This window comes from Clostridium aquiflavi (genome assembly GCF_031344075.1).
GTDB classification, from domain to species: domain Bacteria; phylum Bacillota; class Clostridia; order Clostridiales; family Clostridiaceae; genus Clostridium; species Clostridium aquiflavi.
This window is the reverse complement of the sequence record NZ_JAVJAN010000022.1, coordinates 47,885-67,201: the sequence shown is the minus strand read 5'-3', so window position 1 is coordinate 67,201 and position 19,317 is coordinate 47,885. Positions and strand designations below refer to the sequence as shown.

The following is a 19,317-nucleotide window of genomic DNA, read 5'->3' as shown; positions in this document are numbered from 1 at the left end:
GAGTATTGTCACATTTACTGCTTGTCTCAATTTTATATTGGGAGCAAGCTAAAATGGGACTATACTCATTTTAGCATTCCTAAATTCAATTACTCAGCCCACTTTGCTTATGCATATATCAACACTCTGCTAAAACATAGCCTTATTTAATATATTGATTTTTCTATTTAAACATTTACACATATAATTGTTAATTTCAAAATATATAACCTTGGATTTATTTATACTTTTAAAAATTCTGAAATCTCTTTATGCATAAAAAAACTATCCAAAACATATTTATGCATTCAGATAGTTCCTAGTCTTTTAAATCTTTATTTTTAGATTTCTTAAAGTAAATTCCTCTGCCCATGAGCTTTATACTATAATATCAACATTCATTTAAAATTATTAAAATATTTTTTTTGCTATTTCAACTGATTCTCTGGCATCCTTGGCATAATAATCAGCACCTATTTGCTTCGCATATTCATCAGTCAATACTGCGCCCCCTACAAATACCCTTCCTTTATAGCCATTATCCCTTAATCCTTTAATTGTTTCTTCCATACTTCTTAACGTTGTTGTCATTAAAGCACTAAGACCAACTAATTTAATATCATTTTTCAAAGAAACATCTACAACAGTTTCTACTGATACATCTTTACCTAAATCAATTATTTGATATCCATAATTTTCAAGAATTACTTTAACTATATTTTTTCCTATATCATGAATATCCCCTTTTACAGTTGCTAATACAATCTTACCTTTAGATATACTATTTGATTTGTTAATAACTAATCTCTTTTTTATAACTTCAAAGGCCTGTTTAACAGTTTCTGCACATTGTATTAATTGTGGTAAGAATATTTCACCTTTTTCGTATTTTAACCCAACTTCATCTAGTGCTGGTATTAATATTTCATTAACTACACTAAGTTCATTCATTGTTTTTAAGATATGCTTTGTAGCCTCTTCTGCTTCATCCTTTAATCCTTTTATCACTATATATTTTAAATCAATATTTTCACTTTTAATTACTTCCATATTCTTTTTAGAATTATCTCTTAATTCTCTTTCAACTTTTACATTTCCATATATAGATATATATTTCTCTGATCCTTTATCTATATTAGCCAATACATTATATGAATTTATCACATCCATCATACCAGTACTATTAGGATTCATTATTGGAAGATCTAATCCATTAGCTATTGCCATTGCTAGAAATGTTTCATTTATTAATTCTCTGCATGGCAAACCAAAAGATATATTTGAAACTCCTAGTAATGTTTTTACACCTAATTCTTCTTTAACTCGTCTTAATGCTTTTAATGTTTCTTTCACTTCAGCTTGTTGTGCAGAAGCTGTTAATACTAAGCAATCAATAAATACATTATGTTTCTCTATTCCATATTCTTTAGCTTTTTTTACTATCTTCTCTGCTATCTTAAATCTCTCATCAGCAGTAGCAGGTATACCTTTTTTATCTAATGTAAGCCCTACAACACTTGCTCCATATTTTTTTACCAAAGGTAATATCTTTTCTAATACCTCATCTTCCCCATTTACTGAATTGACAATTGGTTTTCCATTATAATTTCTTAATCCTACCTCAATAGCTTCTATGTTTGATGAATCTATTTGTAATGGTGCATCTATAATCCCCTGAATCTCTTTAACTACTTTCTTCATCATTTCTTTTTCATTTATTTCAGGTAATCCTACATTTATATCAAGTATCTCAGCACCAGCTTCTATTTGTTCTATTGCTTGTTTTAATATATAATCAATATCATTATTTTTAAGTGCTTCTTTAAATAACTTCTTTCCTGTTGGATTTATTCTTTCCCCAATTACCTTTATGCCTTCAATTTTAACAACATTTGATGGTGTACATACAGCTGAAAATTCGATTTTATCTCTTATTATTCTTTTATTATTGTCCGCAAGAACTCTTAATCTTTTAATAAACTCTGGAGTTGTTCCACAACATCCTCCAATTATACTTACACCTTCTTTAACGAATTCATTTACCCAATATTTAAATTCTTCTGAAGTAATGTCATATATTGCTTCACCAAAAGATAACTTAGGTAAACCAGCATTAGGTTGTGTCATTATAGGTAAATTAGTTGCTTTCTTTATTCTTTTTACTATTGGAAGTAATTCTTTAGGTCCTAAAGAGCAATTTATTCCTACAGCATCTGCTCCTATGCCCTCCAGAGTGATTGCCATACTTTCTGGTGTACATCCTGTAAAAGTCCTTCCATTTTCATCAAATGACATAGTACAAAATACAGGTAATCTAGTATTTTCTTTTGCTGCCAAAAGAGCTGCTTTTGCTTCGTAAAGATCTGTCATTGTTTCAATTAATATTAAATCTGCACCAGATTTTTCACCCTGCACTATTTGCCTTTTAAATATTTCATAAGCTCTATCAAAACTTAATGTACCCATTGGTTCTAAAAGTTCGCCTATTGGTCCTATATCTAATGCAATATATACTTTATCATTTCCTTTAGCTTCTTTTGCTAGAGAAATTGCTGCATTTATAATTTCTTCAACTGTATATCCTGTATTTTCTAATTTCAATTCATTTGCCCCAAAAGTATTTGATGTTATAACCATGGCTCCATTTTTAATATATTCTTCATGAATTTTCTTTACTTTTTCACTTTCCTCTATATTAAATATTTCAGGATTTTCTCCAAGTTTTAGTCCCTTTTTTTGAAGCATTGTTCCCATTGCCCCATCAAATACAAGTATATTATCTTTTATGAATTCTTTAAGCCCCACAATTATTCCCCTCTCTTCTAAAACTACAATTGTTATAATTCTTACAAACCTCACATCCTCTTTGTTTTTCCTCTTTTTCCTTTGGAATAACCCCAATTATTGCAGTTACTGATTTCCTAGGAAATAATAAATGATGTGATGATACTGTAAGACCTATTGCTTTATCTGCTTTTAATGTATTCACTATATCCCTTTGAATATCTAATGACAAATCTCCATATCCCGGACTATATCTAAATGTTATAGCACTGTTTTCTTTTCTTACATCTAATCTTATCTTTTCTTCTATTTCATCTAAAAACTCTTCTATTGCTACTGTTGCACAAGCATCTAAAATTAAAGCTTTTGTCAATTCTATTGTTTCATATAGCTTGATTTTTTTCTCTATTTTGCTCCCTACAGTACCTGCTATAAAAAATACTTCCTGTGCATAAAGAAGATGATTTTTAATGTCTTCTCCTTTTAATATTAAACTTGTTCCTTCTACATATATCCCATCCTTTTTAGCATGGTTTTTATACTTAGCACAAACATATTTAGGTATTATTAATTTCTTACATTCATCTATAGTTTCATCTATTAATACATCTATTGATGCTGTTAATTCTTGCTTTTTATAACCTAAATACCTAAGGACTTCATCCTTAGGTATTTTAAGTTGTTTAATATTATACATTTTATTCTCCGTATATATTAAGAGAAAAGCCTCTTTCTAATGCTTCCTTAGCATATTCTTTTGCACCAAATAAAGATAAATCTCTATAATTTCCACATTGAATATCATTAGCAGCAGGTATTTCTTTTGCTTCTAAAACTTTTTCTAATGAGTATTCTAACGCTTCTTTTATTTCTGATGCTTCTCTATCACCCCATATACTTAAATAGAAACCTGTTCTACATCCCATAGGTGATAAATCAATTATACCTTCTAATTTTGCTCTAAGTTCATGTGCTAATAAATGTTCAAGTCCATGCATTGCTGCTGTACCAAATTCTTCTTTGTTAGGTTGAAGAAATCTTATATCAAACTTTGTTACCTTATCTCCAAGCTTACCATCAAGCAAACAACATTTTCTTATGTATGGTGCTTTAACCTTTCTGTGATCTAATTCAAAACTTTCTACTTTTTCCATTATTGTATCCTCCTAAACGAATTGATTTTGATTTACTGTTAATAGAATATTTTCTATACTTTGGCTTATCCTTTTAGCTACATATGGATTATTCATAACATATAAATGTATTCCATCCACACCTGTAGAAATTAGGTCTACGATTTGTTCAACTGCATAAGCAATCCCAGCATCTCTTAAAGCTTCTGGATTATACTCATATCTTTCCATTATTCTTTTAAATTTATCTGGAAGTGATGCTCCGCTTAAAGATAAAATTCTTTCAATTTGTTTTTTATTTGTTACAGGCATAATTCCAGCTTCAATAGGTAAATTTATATTAGCAGCACGAACCTCGTCTTGAAAATTATAATATAAATTGTTATCAAAAAACAACTGAGATATAAAATAAGATGCTCCTGCCTCTTCTTTTCTCTTCATGCTCTCAATTTCTCTATACAATCCTTTATGCTCTATATGGCCTTCTGGATAACATGCTGCAGCTATATTAAATTGTCCATTATCACTTATATGCTTAATTAATTCGTTAGCATGATTTAATTCTCCTGTAATTTTACTTCCTATAGGAACATCACCTCTTAACGCAAGGATATTCTCTATATTATTCTTTTCAAATTCTCTTAAATAATATTCTATATCATTCTTAGTTGAACTAATGCAAGTTAAATGTGATACTGCTTCAATTCCATATTTATTCTTTATAAGAGAAGTTAGCTCAATAGTCTTATTGTTTTTAACACTGCCACCTGCCCCATAGGTAACACTTATATAATCTGGATTTAATCCTTTTAAATCATCTAATGTATTATAAATAGTTTGTATGGATGATGTTATTTTAGGTGGAAAAATTTCAAATGAAAAAACCACCTTTTTGTCTCTGAATAAATTTTTAATATTCATTTTTTGCCCCCTTTAAATAAAAAATTGTCAAAGCAACTGTAGAAAAGAATAAAAAAAATGCCTAAAGGGTATTCCTTTAGGCATAATAAACTTCTACACTAAAATAAAATTACCCTTATCTATCAGTCATTCACTGCAGGATTTAGCACCTTATATACATTATATATTGGTTGCCGGGTTTCATCGGGCCAGTCCCTCCACCACTCTTGATAAGAAATTATTTCTAATTATACATTACTCTATTTAATTTGTAAAGTTTTTCTTTTAAATAATCCATAATCTATATGTACTTTTCATTATTAAATTTTAATAAGTAAAAGTATAATAGAAATTAAACTAAAAACAGAACTTATTATCATTATGTAATTTACAACTTGCTTTGGTGTGAATCCTTTTTCTTCAAGTCTAAAATGTATTTGACTTCTATCTGCTTGATAAACAGGTTTTCCTTCTGAAAATCTTTTAAAAATAACAAATAAATTATCAAATATTGGTACAGCTAAAGCCAAAATAGGTATAAATAAACTCAGCACAGTAGCTTGTTTAAATGCACCGTCTAATGCTATAACACTTAATATGAATCCTAAAAAATTAGCACCTGAATCTCCCATAAACACTTTTGCTGGGTACCTATTATAACATAAAAATCCAAGTATAGATCCTATTAATATTATTGATGTTTCTGCTGATACTTGTTGTCTTAATATTATTGCTGCAACCAAAAAAGTTATTGCTGAAATAAGTGAAATCCCACCTGCTAATCCATCCATACCATCAGACCAATTAATTACAGTTGTGACTCCAAATATCCAAGTTATTGTTAGTAAAAATTGTATGGTTTTACTTAACTCTATAAATTCTCCAGTAAATGGATTAGTAAATCCCATAAATGCTATTCCTGCCTTAAAAACAAGTACAGCTGATAACAATTGAATAATCAATCTTGGAAGTATAGCAAATTCTTTAAATCTTGTTTTATAATAATCATCTATAAGTCCTATTAATAATATTGCTGTTGCTGCTATAAATACAACTATTTGTTGTTTTATATCATCTTTTACAAATAAGAAAAAAGAAATAAAAAAACATATGTATAATACTATTCCACCACATAATGGGGTTTCTTTTTTATGTTGTTTTCTTTTTGTTGGTTTATCTGTAAATTTTAATTTAATTGATAGTTTCATTACTATTGGCATAATTAATAGCGATAACAATAATGTAACTATCATAGCTAATATATATTGCATTTTATTATCTACTCCTTAGCTAAATAAAAATACTATTAGTTAAAGTTATCCACGTTTGATTATACTATTAAAGCCATATCTTATCAATTACAAAATTATTAAGGTTTTCTAATTATAGAAAAAAGCGTATTAAAATTAATTTAATTCTTTATGACTCATTTCTTAAGCTTCAACTAAATTTGCATTTGACTTCTCTAGAAACTCTCAATAATATAATTTTTCAAAAAAAGCAGAAACATTTTTATCATGTTTCTGCTTTATTTATAACTAAAATAAATTATGCTGGAATTTTAATTTGATCTCCTACATATATTAAATCTGGATTTTGTAAATTATTATATTGTGCTAATGTTTGCCATGTAGTATTATTTCTTCTAGCTATTTTAGAAAGATTATCACCTGCAATTACAGTATATACAGTTTCTGTTTTAGTAGATACTTGTGATTCTTGAACTGTTGGTGCTGCTTGAACTGAAACTACGTTATTTTGATTTGTTACTACTTGTTTACCATTTTCTTTAACTTGTATTCTACCTAAAGTAATATCACTCTTCATACCATTGTCATTTAAATATTTTGCAAAAATATCATCATATGTTGCAAATTCTCCTACAACAGTAGTTTTAAGCATTGTATATCCATCTCCACCTTGAGATAAGAAATCATTTATTGCTACAGTATATTCTTTATTTAAATCAATTGGATTTTCGCCAACTTTTACATCAAAAACTCTATTTCCTTTTTCCTTTGTTGGATCAAATGAGAATGTCATTCCACTTACTTGTAAAAATCCACCTTGTTCTGTTGGATATGCCCCCACTGATACTTCAAGAGCCTTAACTATATCACTACCTGATAATTTTACAGTTTGTGCTACACTACCAAATGGAAATAATTCTGCAAGTTTTCCTTTAGTTATATCTCCTGGTTCTATTGAAGTTCTTAAAGATCCTCCATTTACAAATGCAATATCAGCTTTAGTTATATCTCTAGTTGCATCTGCTGTTATATTTCCAAGGTTTGTTTCTTTAGTTCTCACATTTCCTCTAACACCATCTAGTAGTACATCATTGCTTGCAACAACTTCTGAAAATACTTTGTCATTTTCAGCTTGTATATCTTTTAATAAATCTGTTACTTTTTCATCTTCTTTTAATTCTTTATAATCTTTTGAATTTAATAATTTTGCTTTTTTGTCTGTAACTTTTTTATCTTTAACTTCTAATTCTACTACACCAAGATTTTGATCATATTCACCTGTTTGTGCTATTAATGTATTATTAACTACTAAGCCATCATTTAAAGTTGTATGGCTATGTCCATCTATTATTACATCAATCCCTTTAACTTTTTCAGCAATTTGCTTAGATGTTACAACTGAACTATCATCTAACCCTACATGAGTTAAAGCTACAATAACATCTGTCTTATCTTTTAATTCTTTAACCATTTCTTCTGATACCTTTATAGGATCTTCAAAAGTTATATCCTTTACATTAGCAGGATTTGTTTTATATGCTGTTTCCGGGGTTGATATTCCAAAAACACCAATTTTAACATTTCCCTTTTCTACGATCTCATATGGTGGTAGCATATTTTTTCCATTCTTTTTTACATTAGCATCTAGCATCTTAAAATTTTTAGCTAATTTACTTAATTCCATTAACCTTTCATTTCCATAGTTAAAATCATGATTACCTGGAACCATAAAATCATAACCAGCTGCATCTAATATTTTAACAGCATTTTCACCTTTACTAACATTAACTATTGGTTTTCCATGTAAAGTGTCTCCAGCATCTACTAATAATGTATTTGGATTTTCCTTTTTAGTTTCATTTGCTATAGTTGCAATCTTTGCAAATCCAAACCCACCGTCTGCTGACAATACTCTGCTATGAGTATCATTTGTATGAATTATTGTTATTTTGGTACTATCATCTTTGCTAGCTGCCCACACAGCAGTAGTATTTAAACTAAAAATTAATGTAAGCGATAACATAGCACTTAAAATCTTCTTTTTCATATTTAATCCCCCCTGATTAATTATAAGTTATACACTTAATTATGGTATATATTTGAATTTTTTTCAAGTACTTCTTATATTTTAGTAATTTTATTTTATATATTAAGATAGAAAAAAAAAAAGGAACGCTTAAGCGTTCCTTTTATATTAACCTCTTTGTTCAATCATGCTCTTAACTTTCATTAATCTAGTTGTAGCCGATCTTTCATTTTCATCAAGTCTCATTCTAATATACTTTATAGTCTCTTGAAGTTGAGGAATAGTCATATATTCAAGAGCATTAACTCTTCTTCTAGTACTTTCAATTTCGTTAGCCATTAACTGACATGACTTTTCTACTTCTGCAAGTTCTAGTAATTGCGGAAGAATTTCATAAAGTTTAGAAAGAGTATCATCAAGTTCTGATGATGTATTGGCAAATCCGTATGGATATATACTTCCTTCATCACCTTCAAGTTGTCTCTTAAAGTTCATAACAGGAACAGATACGCTCATTACGTTCTTTTCGCCAACTTCAACAGAAATATGTTCCTTAGGATATACAATAGCTTCTTCTAGGAATTCAGAGCTCATAACGGCTCTAGCCATAACGAAATCCTTAAGGGAACCTTGCAGATTATCTTCCACTTCTTTTCTTAGCTTATTATTATATTTAACAAGGTTAATGAATTGTCTCATTAATTCATCTTGTTTATCTTTTAAAAGCTTATGACTTCTTGTTGAGGTAGTTAATCTTTTTTTAAGTTTAGAGAGTTCCATTCTAGTAGGATTAACATTTAGCTTTGCCATAGACTACTCTTCCTCTCTTGGCATATATTTTTCAAGGTATTCGTCTCTAATTCTCTTAAGCTCAGTTCTAGGAAGCATCTTTAATAACTTCCATCCTAAGTTTAGAGTTTCTTCAATTGTTCTATTTGTATTAAAGCCTTGAGATACATACTCGTCTTCAAAAGCTTCTGCAAATTTAGCAAGTTTCTTATCAGTATCTGATAAAGCAGATTCTCCTAAGATTGCTGATAATTCTTTTGCTTGCTTACCTTGTGAATATGCCGCAAATAATTGGTTCATAGTATCTGCATGGTCTTCTCTAGTCTTGCCTTTACCAATACCCTTATCTTTAAGTCTTGAAAGTGATGGTAAAACATCTATTGGAGGCATTATACCCTTCTTATATAATTCTCTTGAAAGGATAATTTGACCTTCAGTAATATATCCAGTTAAATCTGGAATTGGATGAGTTTTATCATCTTCAGGCATTGTAAGTATTGGAATTTGAGTGATTGAACCCTCTTTACCTCTAAGTCTTCCTGCTCTTTCATATAATGTAGAAAGGTCAGTATAAAGATAACCTGGATATCCTCTTCTACCTGGAACTTCTTTTCTAGCTGCTGAAATTTCTCTTAATGCTTCTGCATAGTTTGTAATATCAGTCATTATAACTAGAACTTGCATTCCTTTTTCATAAGCTAAGTATTCAGCACAAGTAAGAGCCATTCTTGGTGTAGCTATTCTTTCGATAGCTGGGTCAGATGCTAAGTTCATAAATAGAACTGATCTATCGATGGCACCTGTTGATTTAAATTCATCTACGAAGAATTGAGCTTCTTCGAAAGTGATACCTATAGCTGCAAATACAATCGCAAACTTAGAATCTGAATTTAAAACTTTCGCTTGTCTTGCAATTTGTGCTGCAAGTTCTGCATGTGGAAGTCCTGCTGCTGAGAAAACAGGTAACTTTTGTCCTCTAACTAGAGTGTTAAGTCCATCAATTGCAGAAACTCCTGTTTGAATAAATTCTGATGGGAAGTCTCTAGCCATAGGGTTAATAGCTTCACCATTTATATCTACTCTTTTTTCGGGTATTATGTCTGGACCATTATCATTAGGTCTACCCATACCATCAAATACTCTTCCTAACATGTCTTCAGATACACCAAGTTCAAGTGGTCTACCTAAGAATTTAGCTTTAGTACCTTTTAAATTTATTCCTGAAGATCCTTCGAATATTTGAACCATTGCTTTTGATCCATTAACTTCCAGAACCTTACCTCTTCTTTTTTCACCAGTATGAAGTTCAATTTCAACTAGTTCATCATACTTAACGCCTTCAACACCTTCAACAACCATCAAAGGGCCAACAACTTCAGTAACTGTTCTATATTCTTTAAGCATTTGCTACCCCTCCTTTGCTTATTAGGTTATCAATTGCAGTTTTTAAGTCTACAGCGATTTGATCAATTTTATCTAAATCATCTTCGTGTATGTACTTACTTCTAGCAATTCTATCTTTTAAGTCTTCCATAGCTAAGATATCATTTAAGTATACTCCAGCTTCTAAAGCTCTTTCTGCTTCTTTTCTATATCCTAATATAAGACTTAGCATCTTATATTGTTTCTTTAATGATGTATAAGTATCAATTTCATGGAAACCATTTTGTTGTAAATAGTCTTCTCTGATTGATTTAGCAACATCTAATTTTAATCTATCTTTTTCAGATAATGCATCAATACCAACAAGTCTTACGATTTCTTGTAATTGAGCTTCATCTTGAAGTATAGTCATAGCTTCTAATCTTAATGCTCCCCAATTTTCAGCAACATTACCATTCATCCACTTGTCTATTGTATCAGCATATAATGAATATGATGTTAACCAGTTAATAGTTGGGAAATGTCTTTGATATGCAAGTTGTGCATCTAGACCCCAGAACACTTTAACTATTCTAAGTGTTGATTGTGATACTGGTTCTGAAATATCTCCTCCTGGAGGTGATACTGCACCGATTGCTGTTATAGAACCAATTCTTCCATCATTACCTAAACATTCAACTTTACCAGCTCTTTCATAGTAGTCAGCAAGTCTTGATCCAAGGTAAGCTGGATATCCTTCATCACCAGGCATTTCTTCAAGTCTACCAGACATTTCTCTTAATGCCTCAGCCCATCTTGAAGTTGAGTCAGCCATTATTGATACTGCGTATCCCATATCTCTGAAATATTCAGCTATTGTAATACCTGTATATATTGAAGCTTCTCTAGCCGCAACTGGCATGTTTGAAGTATTCGCTATAAGAACTGTTCTCTTCATTAAACTTTCGCCAGTCTTAGGGTCAATAAGTTCTGGGAACTCATTAACAACGTCTGTCATTTCGTTACCACGTTCTCCGCATCCAACGTAAACAACGATTTCTGCATCTCCCCATTTAGCAATTTGATGTTGTGTTACTGTCTTACCAGCTCCGAATGGTCCTGGAATAGCAGCAGCTCCACCTTTAGCAACAGGGAAAAATGTATCTATAACTCTTTGTCCTGTAAGCATTGGCTCAACTGGGTTAATCTTTGCTGAATATGGTCTTCCTTTTCTTACTGGCCATTTTTGCATTAATTGAACTTCTCTATCGCCTTTTTCAGTTTCAACTATAGCAATTGTTTCAGTAACTGTGAAGCTACCAGCTTTAATTTCTTTTATTTTACCTTCAACTCCAATTGGAACCATTATTCTTTGTTCAACAACTGGTGTTTCTTGTACTGTACCTATTACAGTTCCAGATTTAACTTCATCTCCAACTTTTGCTGTTGGTTTAAAATCCCACTTCTTTTCTCTATTTAATGAAGGAACTGATACTCCTCTAGTTAAGAAGCTTGACTTAGCAGCCTCCATAAATGCATCTAGCGGTCTTTGTATTCCATCAAACATTGATTCAATAAGTCCTGGTCCAAGTTCAACACTTAAAGGTTCTCCAGTTGTAACAACTGGATCCCCAGGTCCTATTCCTGAAGTTTCTTCATATACTTGGATTGATGCCTTATCGCCTCTCATTTCGATGATTTCTCCGATAAGACCCTTTTCTCCAACCTTACAAACGTCATATATATTAGCTTCATCCATACCTTCAGCAACTACTAAAGGTCCTGAAACTTTAATTATCTTTCCGGTCTTCACCTTACCAACCTACCTTTCTATAAAATATTAACGCCTACAGCTTTTTCTACGTTATCACTTATTCTTTGCATACCTATATTTAATGTTCCTTGATTGCTTGGAATTAATATTACAGCAGGAAGTACTTCTTTATTGTATCTTTCAATTGTTTCTTCGATACCTTGTGCAACATGTTCTGTTACAAAAACAACTGCGTAATCATTCTTTGCTAATTTATCAACAGTTTTTTTTGCTTCTTCGTTTCCAACTACAGGGAAAACGTCGATACCTAAAGCTTTAAAAGCTAAAACTGAATCCTTATCACCAACTACACCTATTTTCTTAAACATAAATATCACGCAGCCTTTCTCTAATTACTTCCGCAGAAATATTATTGAGTTTGCCAACCATTACAATTCTTATAATCTTTATTTCTGTTTCTTTTGCATAAATATAAGCTACTAAAGGCTCGACTCCAAAAGGTATTATTTTAGCGTCTTTCATCATATCCATGATATAGTTATCAACTAACTTTTCTAATAAACTCACAGAACCTGTCTTTGTATAGTACTCTATACCTGATTTTATTAAATCATTATAATCAGTGAACGAAAGCTTATTAGATATGTTTTCTACTGCATCATTTAACATTCCTAATAACTTATCTTTATCTAAAGAACCTCCTTCAATAATAACTGAAGCAAAGAATTCCCTGCCTTTGTTTTGCTTTTTAACTCTTAAAAGAGTTTTCAAGTTTGTAGAATCTATAAGAGCTTCTACGTATTTATTAACAAAGTTATCTTTTATTTCATTCTTAATTTGTACTAATTGTTTAAACATATATTTATCTAAAATAATGTCAAGTATTTGAGGATCTTTAGTATTTTCAAATTTATCCTTTGACTCTTCTATTGCTTCTCTCATAACTTTAGGTAAATCTCTTAATTCATTATTTTCTACTAAATACTTTAATCTTGAAGCTTCAATAGTTCCAACATGAATTAATAGATAAGATAAATCTTTCTTTAAAAAGATACCTTTTAATATTACTTTTATATTTTGATAATCATATTTAATACTCATTAAGTCAACAAGAGATTTCATTGGACTTATTTCATACATTAAATGAAACAATCTTTTTAATTCTTCACTTAATATAATTTCATAGTCTTCTGCTCTCTTAACATTTGTCATAACATTGGCATACTCTGTTTCTTGAAGCACTTTTAATGCTTCATTGGCAGAATTGGAATCGATCATTCTGTCAATCTTTGATTTATCAAGGAGTTTTGTTTCGTATACTCTTAGTCTCGGTATAACTTGACTAAATTGCATTATATCCATTAGTTAACCTCCTTAACTAAACAATACTCTTGCTACTTCAAGACCCATTTCATCTTTTAATGAATTTACTAAAGCTTCAAAAGTATTATTTATTTCTATGCCATCTTTCTCTAATACGAATCCGCCTTTAAAGTTTCCAGCTTTATCACTTAGAGTTATATTTCCTTTTGAACCAATTTCTCTATTTAATTCTGCTACAAAATCAGAATCAATCATTTTCTTCCCTTGTTCATTTAATATTAAATTTTCATCTCCTGAAATATTGCTATTTAATATTACAGTTTTTACAAATCCTTTAAAATCATCACTTGATGCATTACAAAGTTCTTCTATAGTAGTTTCAAAAACTTCACTAATAACTGTTTGTTTTGATTTTAACTTCTCGTTTCTTGCTTGTAATTCTGCACTAGAAATGATTCTTTCTTCTCTTGCTACAGCTTCTGTTTCAGCTTTTTTTACAATAATCTTTTCTTCCGAAGCAGCTTTTTCTTGCTTTTTAGCAATTATCTTACTTTTCTTCTCTTCAGCTTCTGATAAGATTATTCTTTTTTTATCTTCCGCATCTTTTACGATTTTAGAAGTTAAATTATTTATGTTAGACATAATCTTCACATCCTAATTCTATAATAAGCTATTATTAAAATACACCATTTACTAATAAGAATGATACAACGAATCCTAATAATGCATAAGTTTCAACCATCGCTGCAAGAACCATACCTTTAGTGTTGTGTTCTGGGTTTTTAGCTAATATTTGAATACCAGCAGCTGCTGCTTTACCTTGAGCAATTCCTGACCATAAACCAGTGATAGCTATTGGTAAACAAGCAAATAATAAGTATAAACCTTGTGAAAAAGTTGTTTCTGGACTTAATTGTAAAAATACTAATAATCCTATAACGAATCCATAAAGACCTTGTGTACCTGGTAATAATTCAAGAATTAACGCTTTACCAAATTTTTCTGGTTGTTCTGATAATAATCCTGCTGCTGCTTCACCTACGATACCAACACCTTTTGATGATCCTATTCCTGACATTCCTACTGCTAAAGCAACACCTAGTGCTCCCATAACAAATCCACCGTTATTTTCTAAAAAAAACTTAATCCAACTCATATCCATTTTAAATGTCCTCCTACTCTTCTCTTAAATTAATGTATTCATTTTTTGCTTCAAGTGGCTCAAATGCTTTTCCACCACCATCGTAAAATTTTGAGAAATATTCTACATAAGTAAGTCTTAATGTATGAACATATCCACTTAATAATGATAATAATAAGTTTACTGTTTGGAACATGATAAATATTAATGGTGCAAACAGAATAGTTCCTAAAAGTGAATTACCATTATCTGATACCATTCCCATAATCATGTTTATAGCTCCTGCTATAGATCCACCTGATAAACCTATTGCCATAAGTCTTGTGTATGATACTAAGTCACTTATGTATCCTGTAATACCATATAATTCATAAAGACCTTGGCCTATTTTTCCACCTGTTGATTCCATTTGTCTTCCTTGTGTTAAAACAATTAATATAGAACCAATAATGGCACCTGCTATAGATGCTGTTTTTAGTACTGGTATATTAAGCATTGATCCAGCTCCAATTCCTCCAATAGAACATAGAGTTATAAGCCATGATCCAACATCCATAAAAGCATCTAATTTCTTTCCTGCCCTTATTAATACAGCTGCTTTTATAAATAATCCAAACACAATTTGAATTGCACCAAATACTACTGACATAACTAGTATTGTCATAACATCTGTACTTGTATCAATTAAACCTTTAATACCTATTAAGTCTCCAAAGAATGAACCATAAATTAATCCAAATATAATTGTTGGGAAACTTAAATACATAAAGAACTTAACCATTTTTTTCGTTTCTGCATTAAAATTAAATAACTTTAATGCTCCAAGAGTTCCTAATAACAATAATAATCCATATCCTGCATCTGCAACCATCATTCCAAAGAAAACCAAATAGAATGGTGTAACAAATGGAGTGGGGTCTATATCATTATACTTAGGTAAAGCATACATTGATGTTACTGATTCGAATGATGCATTTAAATCATTGTTTTGCAATTTAATAGGTACATCATCAATTTCTTCTTCTTTAACATCTTCAAAAGCTAAATAGTAATCCTCACCTAATACATCCTTAGTAATTTGAGTTAACCTATCATTTTTTTCACTAGGAACCCATCCTTGTAATAAGACTGTTTTATCAGTCTTCAAAAATCTATTAGTAATAGATTTTCTATTTACTAAGTTATAGTAATATTCATAAGCTAATTTCAAGCTTTCTAAATTTTCCTCAAATCCTGCTAATTCTTCTTTTACTAAGAACTTTTCAGAATCAATTAAGGACATTCTTTCATTATATTCTTGAATAAGCTTTAAAGGGAGTTCTTTCTCATCTGTTTTAAACGGACTAAATCCAAACCCTCTTAGTACCTCTTCCACTTCTTCTTTCTTATCCTTATGAGCTAAAAGGAAGAAGTAAGTGTCTTGATTGTCTTTTGATATAATTTCTAAATAACAATCACTCAAATCATTTTTCAATGCTTCCTCATATTGGTTAGCAATGCTTCCTAAGAAATATTCAGTTACTTTTAAATCATCTAAAGATCCTAATGCTAAATCAAAATTCTCATATGGTTTTAAACTTTGAACATTTCCTTGTAATCTAGTCTTTTCATTGTCTAATGAAGCTAAAGTATGCTCTTTTTCTTTAACTTTATCATAGACACCTTCCCATTCTCCATTTAATACTTTTTTTTCTAGTTCTTTAGGAGTTAATGAAAGTTTTTCTGTACGTAAAGACTTTATTAATGATTGTTTAGGCACATAGTCCTTTAAGAACTGTAGGGCAAATTTAGCTTTTGATAATTCTTCTTCCCACCTTGATATGTCAGAATCAATTTCATCCTTATCTAACTCATTAAGAACTTCATTTTTTTCTTGAATATTCTCATCTTGTAGATTGATAAATTCAACTTCTGCGAAGTTTTGTACTCTTTCAAGAAGTTCATTTTTCTTTGATTCAAAGGCTAACAAGGTGAACTTATTCATCTTAACTATTGCCATGAATCTTCACTATCCTCTCAATCACTAATTTAACAGCATTATTTTTCTTATCTGCAGATATATGTAGTATATCTTCTGATTCTTGCTTGCCCTTATTTATTATAGGCTCTGCTTTTTTATTTGCTGCTTCTACAGCATTTGAAATAATTTTATTTGCTTTTTCTTTTGCAGAAGATAAAGTATCAAGATATTGCTTTTCTGCTTCATCTGTAGCTTTCATAACAATATCTTTAGCTTCATTATTAGCTTCTTTAAGAATTTCTTCTGCTTGAGCCTCAGCTTTTTTTATTTCTTCAATTGCTTCTAATGCCAAAATATCACCACCTTCATGCCCTTAAATATAAAAATAATATATATATTAATACTTTATATAGTATTAATTACTTTGTGTCTATTTTATTATACACTCTTTTTGTATATTTTCAAGAATTTTAAATTATTAAATGCTAAAATCGGTCAAAATTCAGTAAAGTATCTGTTATGTAAATGTTATCTTTATTTTACATCCTTTTACTTCTTCTAACTTATTTTTAGATTTATATAATCACCAGTATTATTAAACAAATAATAACTTTCTGATATTTGTATATTTCCATTTAAAATATACTCCTCAATATTTATTGAGAATTTTTCTAAATAATACTCCTTAAATGAATATTTATGCTTTAATTTATCTTTTATATCTTTTTCATCTTCTTTTTTAATATTACTTCTTAAAAAATCTGGTAATCCACGCTTTTTATTGAATATTAAATAATCAAATTTTAGTATTTCATTTAATATATCGTTATTATCTTTCAAAACTTCATTATTAAAGTCTAAAAATACTTTATAATATTCTATATTTCCAATGTTTTTATTAAAATATCCTTTTCTATGAAAAAATTTTCCTAGTGAATAATAAAATTCAAATGGTGTATCAAATTTACTCTCAAAAAATCTAATAATATTATTGAATTTTTTGGAATTATAATATTTATCTACCATAGCTTCTACCTTTTTTAATTTTAGTAGTTCATCATAATTAATGCAATCAGTCTTTAATATTTCATATGGTGGATAAGGCGAAAATTTCATTTTATACTTTTCAGCTTCTTCTCTCATTGAAGATCCCTTTAATAGTTTTAAAAAACCTAATTGAATTTCTTCTGGTCTTATTTTATAAACATCATTAAAAGAATTAACAAATGAATCATAATCCTCCCCTGGAAGACCAGCTATTAAATCTAAGTGTTGATTAATATTTTTTATAGCCATAAGTTCATCAACCTTTTCTTTTATGTCTTCAAAATTAACAAATCTATTTATATTATTAAGAACCTTGTCATTTGTCGTTTGAACTCCAACTTCAAATTGAAATCTTCCCTTTGGTGCTTTTGATAATAACTTAATTTCTTCTTCTTTTAAAATATCTGCTGATATTTCAAAATGAAACTTTGTTTCTGTATCTGTTTCTATCAAAAACTTCCATATAGCCATTGAAAATTTATAATTACAATTAAATGTACGATCTACAAATTTAACTAACCTAACTCTTTTATCGATGAAATACTGCAATTCCTTTAGTACTCTTTCAATATTTAAAAATCTCACACCATGACTTGTTGATGAAAGACAATATTTGCAATTAAAAGGACATCCTCTTGAAGCCTCATAATAAACTATCTTATTATCTAAATTTTCATAATCTTCATATGGAAATACTAAGTCATCCATAGACATAAGAGGTCTTTTTTCATTAGAATATACATTTCCATCTTTTTTATAGTGAAGACCTTTTATCTCATTTACATTCTTTAAACCAAGTTTATATAAAATAAAATCTCTATATGTCTTTTCACCTTCACCTTCAATAACATATTCTCCAATGTTATTTTCTAAAAACTTATGTGAATCAAATGACACCTCTGGTCCTCCATATAAAATTTCAATATTTTCATCAACATTCTTAATAAGATTAGACAGTCTTGTAACCATTTCTACGTTCCATATATAAACTGAAAAAGCAACAACATCAGGCTTTTCATTAATAATTTCTTCTAATATCTTTTCTTCTCTATCATTAATAGAAAATTCCCTTATTATACTTTCACAATCCATATCTTTAGTAAAATTTCTTAAATATCTAACTGCTAAATTACTATGAATAAATTTAGAGTTAATTGCTGTAAGTAATATCCTCATTCGTATTTGTCTCCTCTACTTCTTTAGAGTTTATTTCATTTTTAAGTTTTTTAGCTCTTATAAAAAACATATCCTCCCAAACTTTTATCTCTTCTATATCAAAATATTTTAAAAGTATCTTTTTTATATCTTCTACATTTGAACTTATTATTGGATTCAAATTTTTAAATGTAAATTCTTTTACTTTACCCTTTGGAAGTATAACTCTTATTTTATTATTAAATAATTTACCTCTTTCTTTATTAATATCCCAAATTAATATTTCTCCATTCTCTTTTATATAAGAATTAATTTCTTTAATTAACTTTTCTTTTTCTATGTTACTCCAAAATCTATTTAAATTAAAAAAAAGTGTACATGCGTCATATTCACTTCCTTCTAACCCCTCTTTATCATTACTAAAAACATAATCAAGTGACAATTCTGATTCTACTTCTTTGGAAATACTGTATATTACACCAAAATTTTCTTGTCCAACATCTAATACGTCACCTTTTAAATTAATGTCTTCTAAATTAATAACTAATGTTTTCCCCATAAAATTCCCCTCTTTTCCCTCTAAATATATATTCTATCATTATTAAGCGTATTATTAAAGTTATGGAAACAATTTTTTTAATAATATTAAGTCTAAAAATTTAAAATTTCATAAAAAAGTTTAATTAAAATAAGA

Annotated in this window: 17 protein-coding genes and 1 riboswitch; all 17 genes read right to left on the bottom strand. The window is 29.3% G+C overall.

Annotation, left to right across the window (positions count from 1 at the left end):
• Nucleotides 1-390: 390 nt before the first annotated feature.
• Nucleotides 391-2,784 (bottom strand): homocysteine S-methyltransferase family protein, encoded by a 2,394-nt coding sequence (locus tag RGC78_RS09470; RefSeq protein ID WP_309556538.1) that lies wholly within the window; start codon nucleotides 2,782-2,784, stop codon nucleotides 391-393.
• The gene (locus tag RGC78_RS09465; RefSeq protein ID WP_252213715.1) at nucleotides 2,774-3,460 is read right to left on the bottom strand and encodes a methionine synthase; all 687 of its coding nucleotides are present in this window, start codon (nucleotides 3,458-3,460) and stop codon (nucleotides 2,774-2,776) included. Before RGC78_RS09465 ends, RGC78_RS09470 begins: the two co-directional genes overlap by 11 nt.
• A 1-nt stretch (nucleotide 3,461) precedes the next feature.
• Nucleotides 3,462-3,917: an S-ribosylhomocysteine lyase gene (locus RGC78_RS09460; protein WP_012423319.1), complete on the bottom strand. Its 456-nt coding sequence runs from the start codon at nucleotides 3,915-3,917 to the stop codon at nucleotides 3,462-3,464.
• A 12-nt stretch (nucleotides 3,918-3,929) separates the two neighbouring features.
• Nucleotides 3,930-4,817, bottom strand: a complete 888-nt coding sequence (gene metF / locus RGC78_RS09455) for a methylenetetrahydrofolate reductase [NAD(P)H] (protein ID WP_252213717.1) — start codon at nucleotides 4,815-4,817, stop codon at nucleotides 3,930-3,932.
• A 112-nt stretch (nucleotides 4,818-4,929) separates the two neighbouring features.
• Nucleotides 4,930-5,033: riboswitch (SAM riboswitch) on the bottom strand.
• 83 nt (nucleotides 5,034-5,116) lie between these two features.
• Entirely contained in the window at nucleotides 5,117-6,067 is a 951-nt protein-coding gene (locus tag RGC78_RS09450; protein WP_252225407.1) for a glycosyltransferase family 4 protein, read from the bottom strand.
• 277 nt (nucleotides 6,068-6,344) lie between these two features.
• Nucleotides 6,345-8,093, bottom strand: coding sequence for a 5'-nucleotidase C-terminal domain-containing protein (locus RGC78_RS09445; RefSeq protein WP_252213721.1), 1,749 nt, complete (start codon nucleotides 8,091-8,093; stop codon nucleotides 6,345-6,347).
• 147 nt (nucleotides 8,094-8,240) lie between these two features.
• Complete coding sequence (locus RGC78_RS09440) at nucleotides 8,241-8,882, bottom strand: V-type ATP synthase subunit D (RefSeq protein WP_003374514.1); 642 nt, start codon at nucleotides 8,880-8,882, stop codon at nucleotides 8,241-8,243.
• A 3-nt stretch (nucleotides 8,883-8,885) separates the two neighbouring features.
• On the bottom strand, nucleotides 8,886-10,265 hold the full coding sequence (locus tag RGC78_RS09435; protein ID WP_252213723.1) for a V-type ATP synthase subunit B: 1,380 nt from the start codon (nucleotides 10,263-10,265) through the stop codon (nucleotides 8,886-8,888).
• Complete coding sequence (locus tag RGC78_RS09430) at nucleotides 10,258-12,036, bottom strand: V-type ATP synthase subunit A (protein WP_252213724.1); 1,779 nt, start codon at nucleotides 12,034-12,036, stop codon at nucleotides 10,258-10,260. The genes RGC78_RS09435 and RGC78_RS09430 overlap by 8 nt, the downstream gene beginning before the upstream one ends.
• 17 nt (nucleotides 12,037-12,053) lie before the next feature.
• Nucleotides 12,054-12,365 carry a V-type ATP synthase subunit F gene (locus tag RGC78_RS09425; protein WP_003373988.1) on the bottom strand — a complete coding sequence of 104 codons (312 nt, stop codon included), beginning with the start codon at nucleotides 12,363-12,365 and terminating at the stop codon, nucleotides 12,054-12,056.
• Entirely contained in the window at nucleotides 12,358-13,359 is a 1,002-nt protein-coding gene (locus tag RGC78_RS09420; protein ID WP_252213725.1) for a V-type ATP synthase subunit C, read from the bottom strand. The genes RGC78_RS09425 and RGC78_RS09420 overlap by 8 nt, the downstream gene beginning before the upstream one ends.
• Before the next feature lie 12 nt (nucleotides 13,360-13,371).
• Complete coding sequence (locus RGC78_RS09415) at nucleotides 13,372-13,962, bottom strand: V-type ATP synthase subunit E (RefSeq protein WP_252213726.1); 591 nt, start codon at nucleotides 13,960-13,962, stop codon at nucleotides 13,372-13,374.
• A 34-nt stretch (nucleotides 13,963-13,996) separates the two neighbouring features.
• A complete protein-coding gene (locus tag RGC78_RS09410; RefSeq protein ID WP_252213727.1) occupies nucleotides 13,997-14,482 on the bottom strand; it encodes a V-type ATP synthase subunit K in 486 nt (161 codons plus the stop codon).
• 13 nt (nucleotides 14,483-14,495) lie between these two features.
• The gene (locus RGC78_RS09405) at nucleotides 14,496-16,460 is read right to left on the bottom strand and encodes a V-type ATP synthase subunit I (RefSeq protein WP_252213728.1); all 1,965 of its coding nucleotides are present in this window, start codon (nucleotides 16,458-16,460) and stop codon (nucleotides 14,496-14,498) included.
• The gene (locus RGC78_RS09400; protein ID WP_252213730.1) at nucleotides 16,447-16,773 is read right to left on the bottom strand and encodes an ATPase; all 327 of its coding nucleotides are present in this window, start codon (nucleotides 16,771-16,773) and stop codon (nucleotides 16,447-16,449) included. The genes RGC78_RS09405 and RGC78_RS09400 overlap by 14 nt, the downstream gene beginning before the upstream one ends.
• Before the next feature lie 206 nt (nucleotides 16,774-16,979).
• A complete protein-coding gene (locus tag RGC78_RS09395; protein ID WP_252213732.1) occupies nucleotides 16,980-18,644 on the bottom strand; it encodes a B12-binding domain-containing radical SAM protein in 1,665 nt (554 codons plus the stop codon).
• Nucleotides 18,619-19,182, bottom strand: coding sequence for a hypothetical protein (locus RGC78_RS09390; protein WP_252213734.1), 564 nt, complete (start codon nucleotides 19,180-19,182; stop codon nucleotides 18,619-18,621). Before RGC78_RS09390 ends, RGC78_RS09395 begins: the two co-directional genes overlap by 26 nt.
• Between the last annotated feature and the right edge of the window lie 135 nt (nucleotides 19,183-19,317).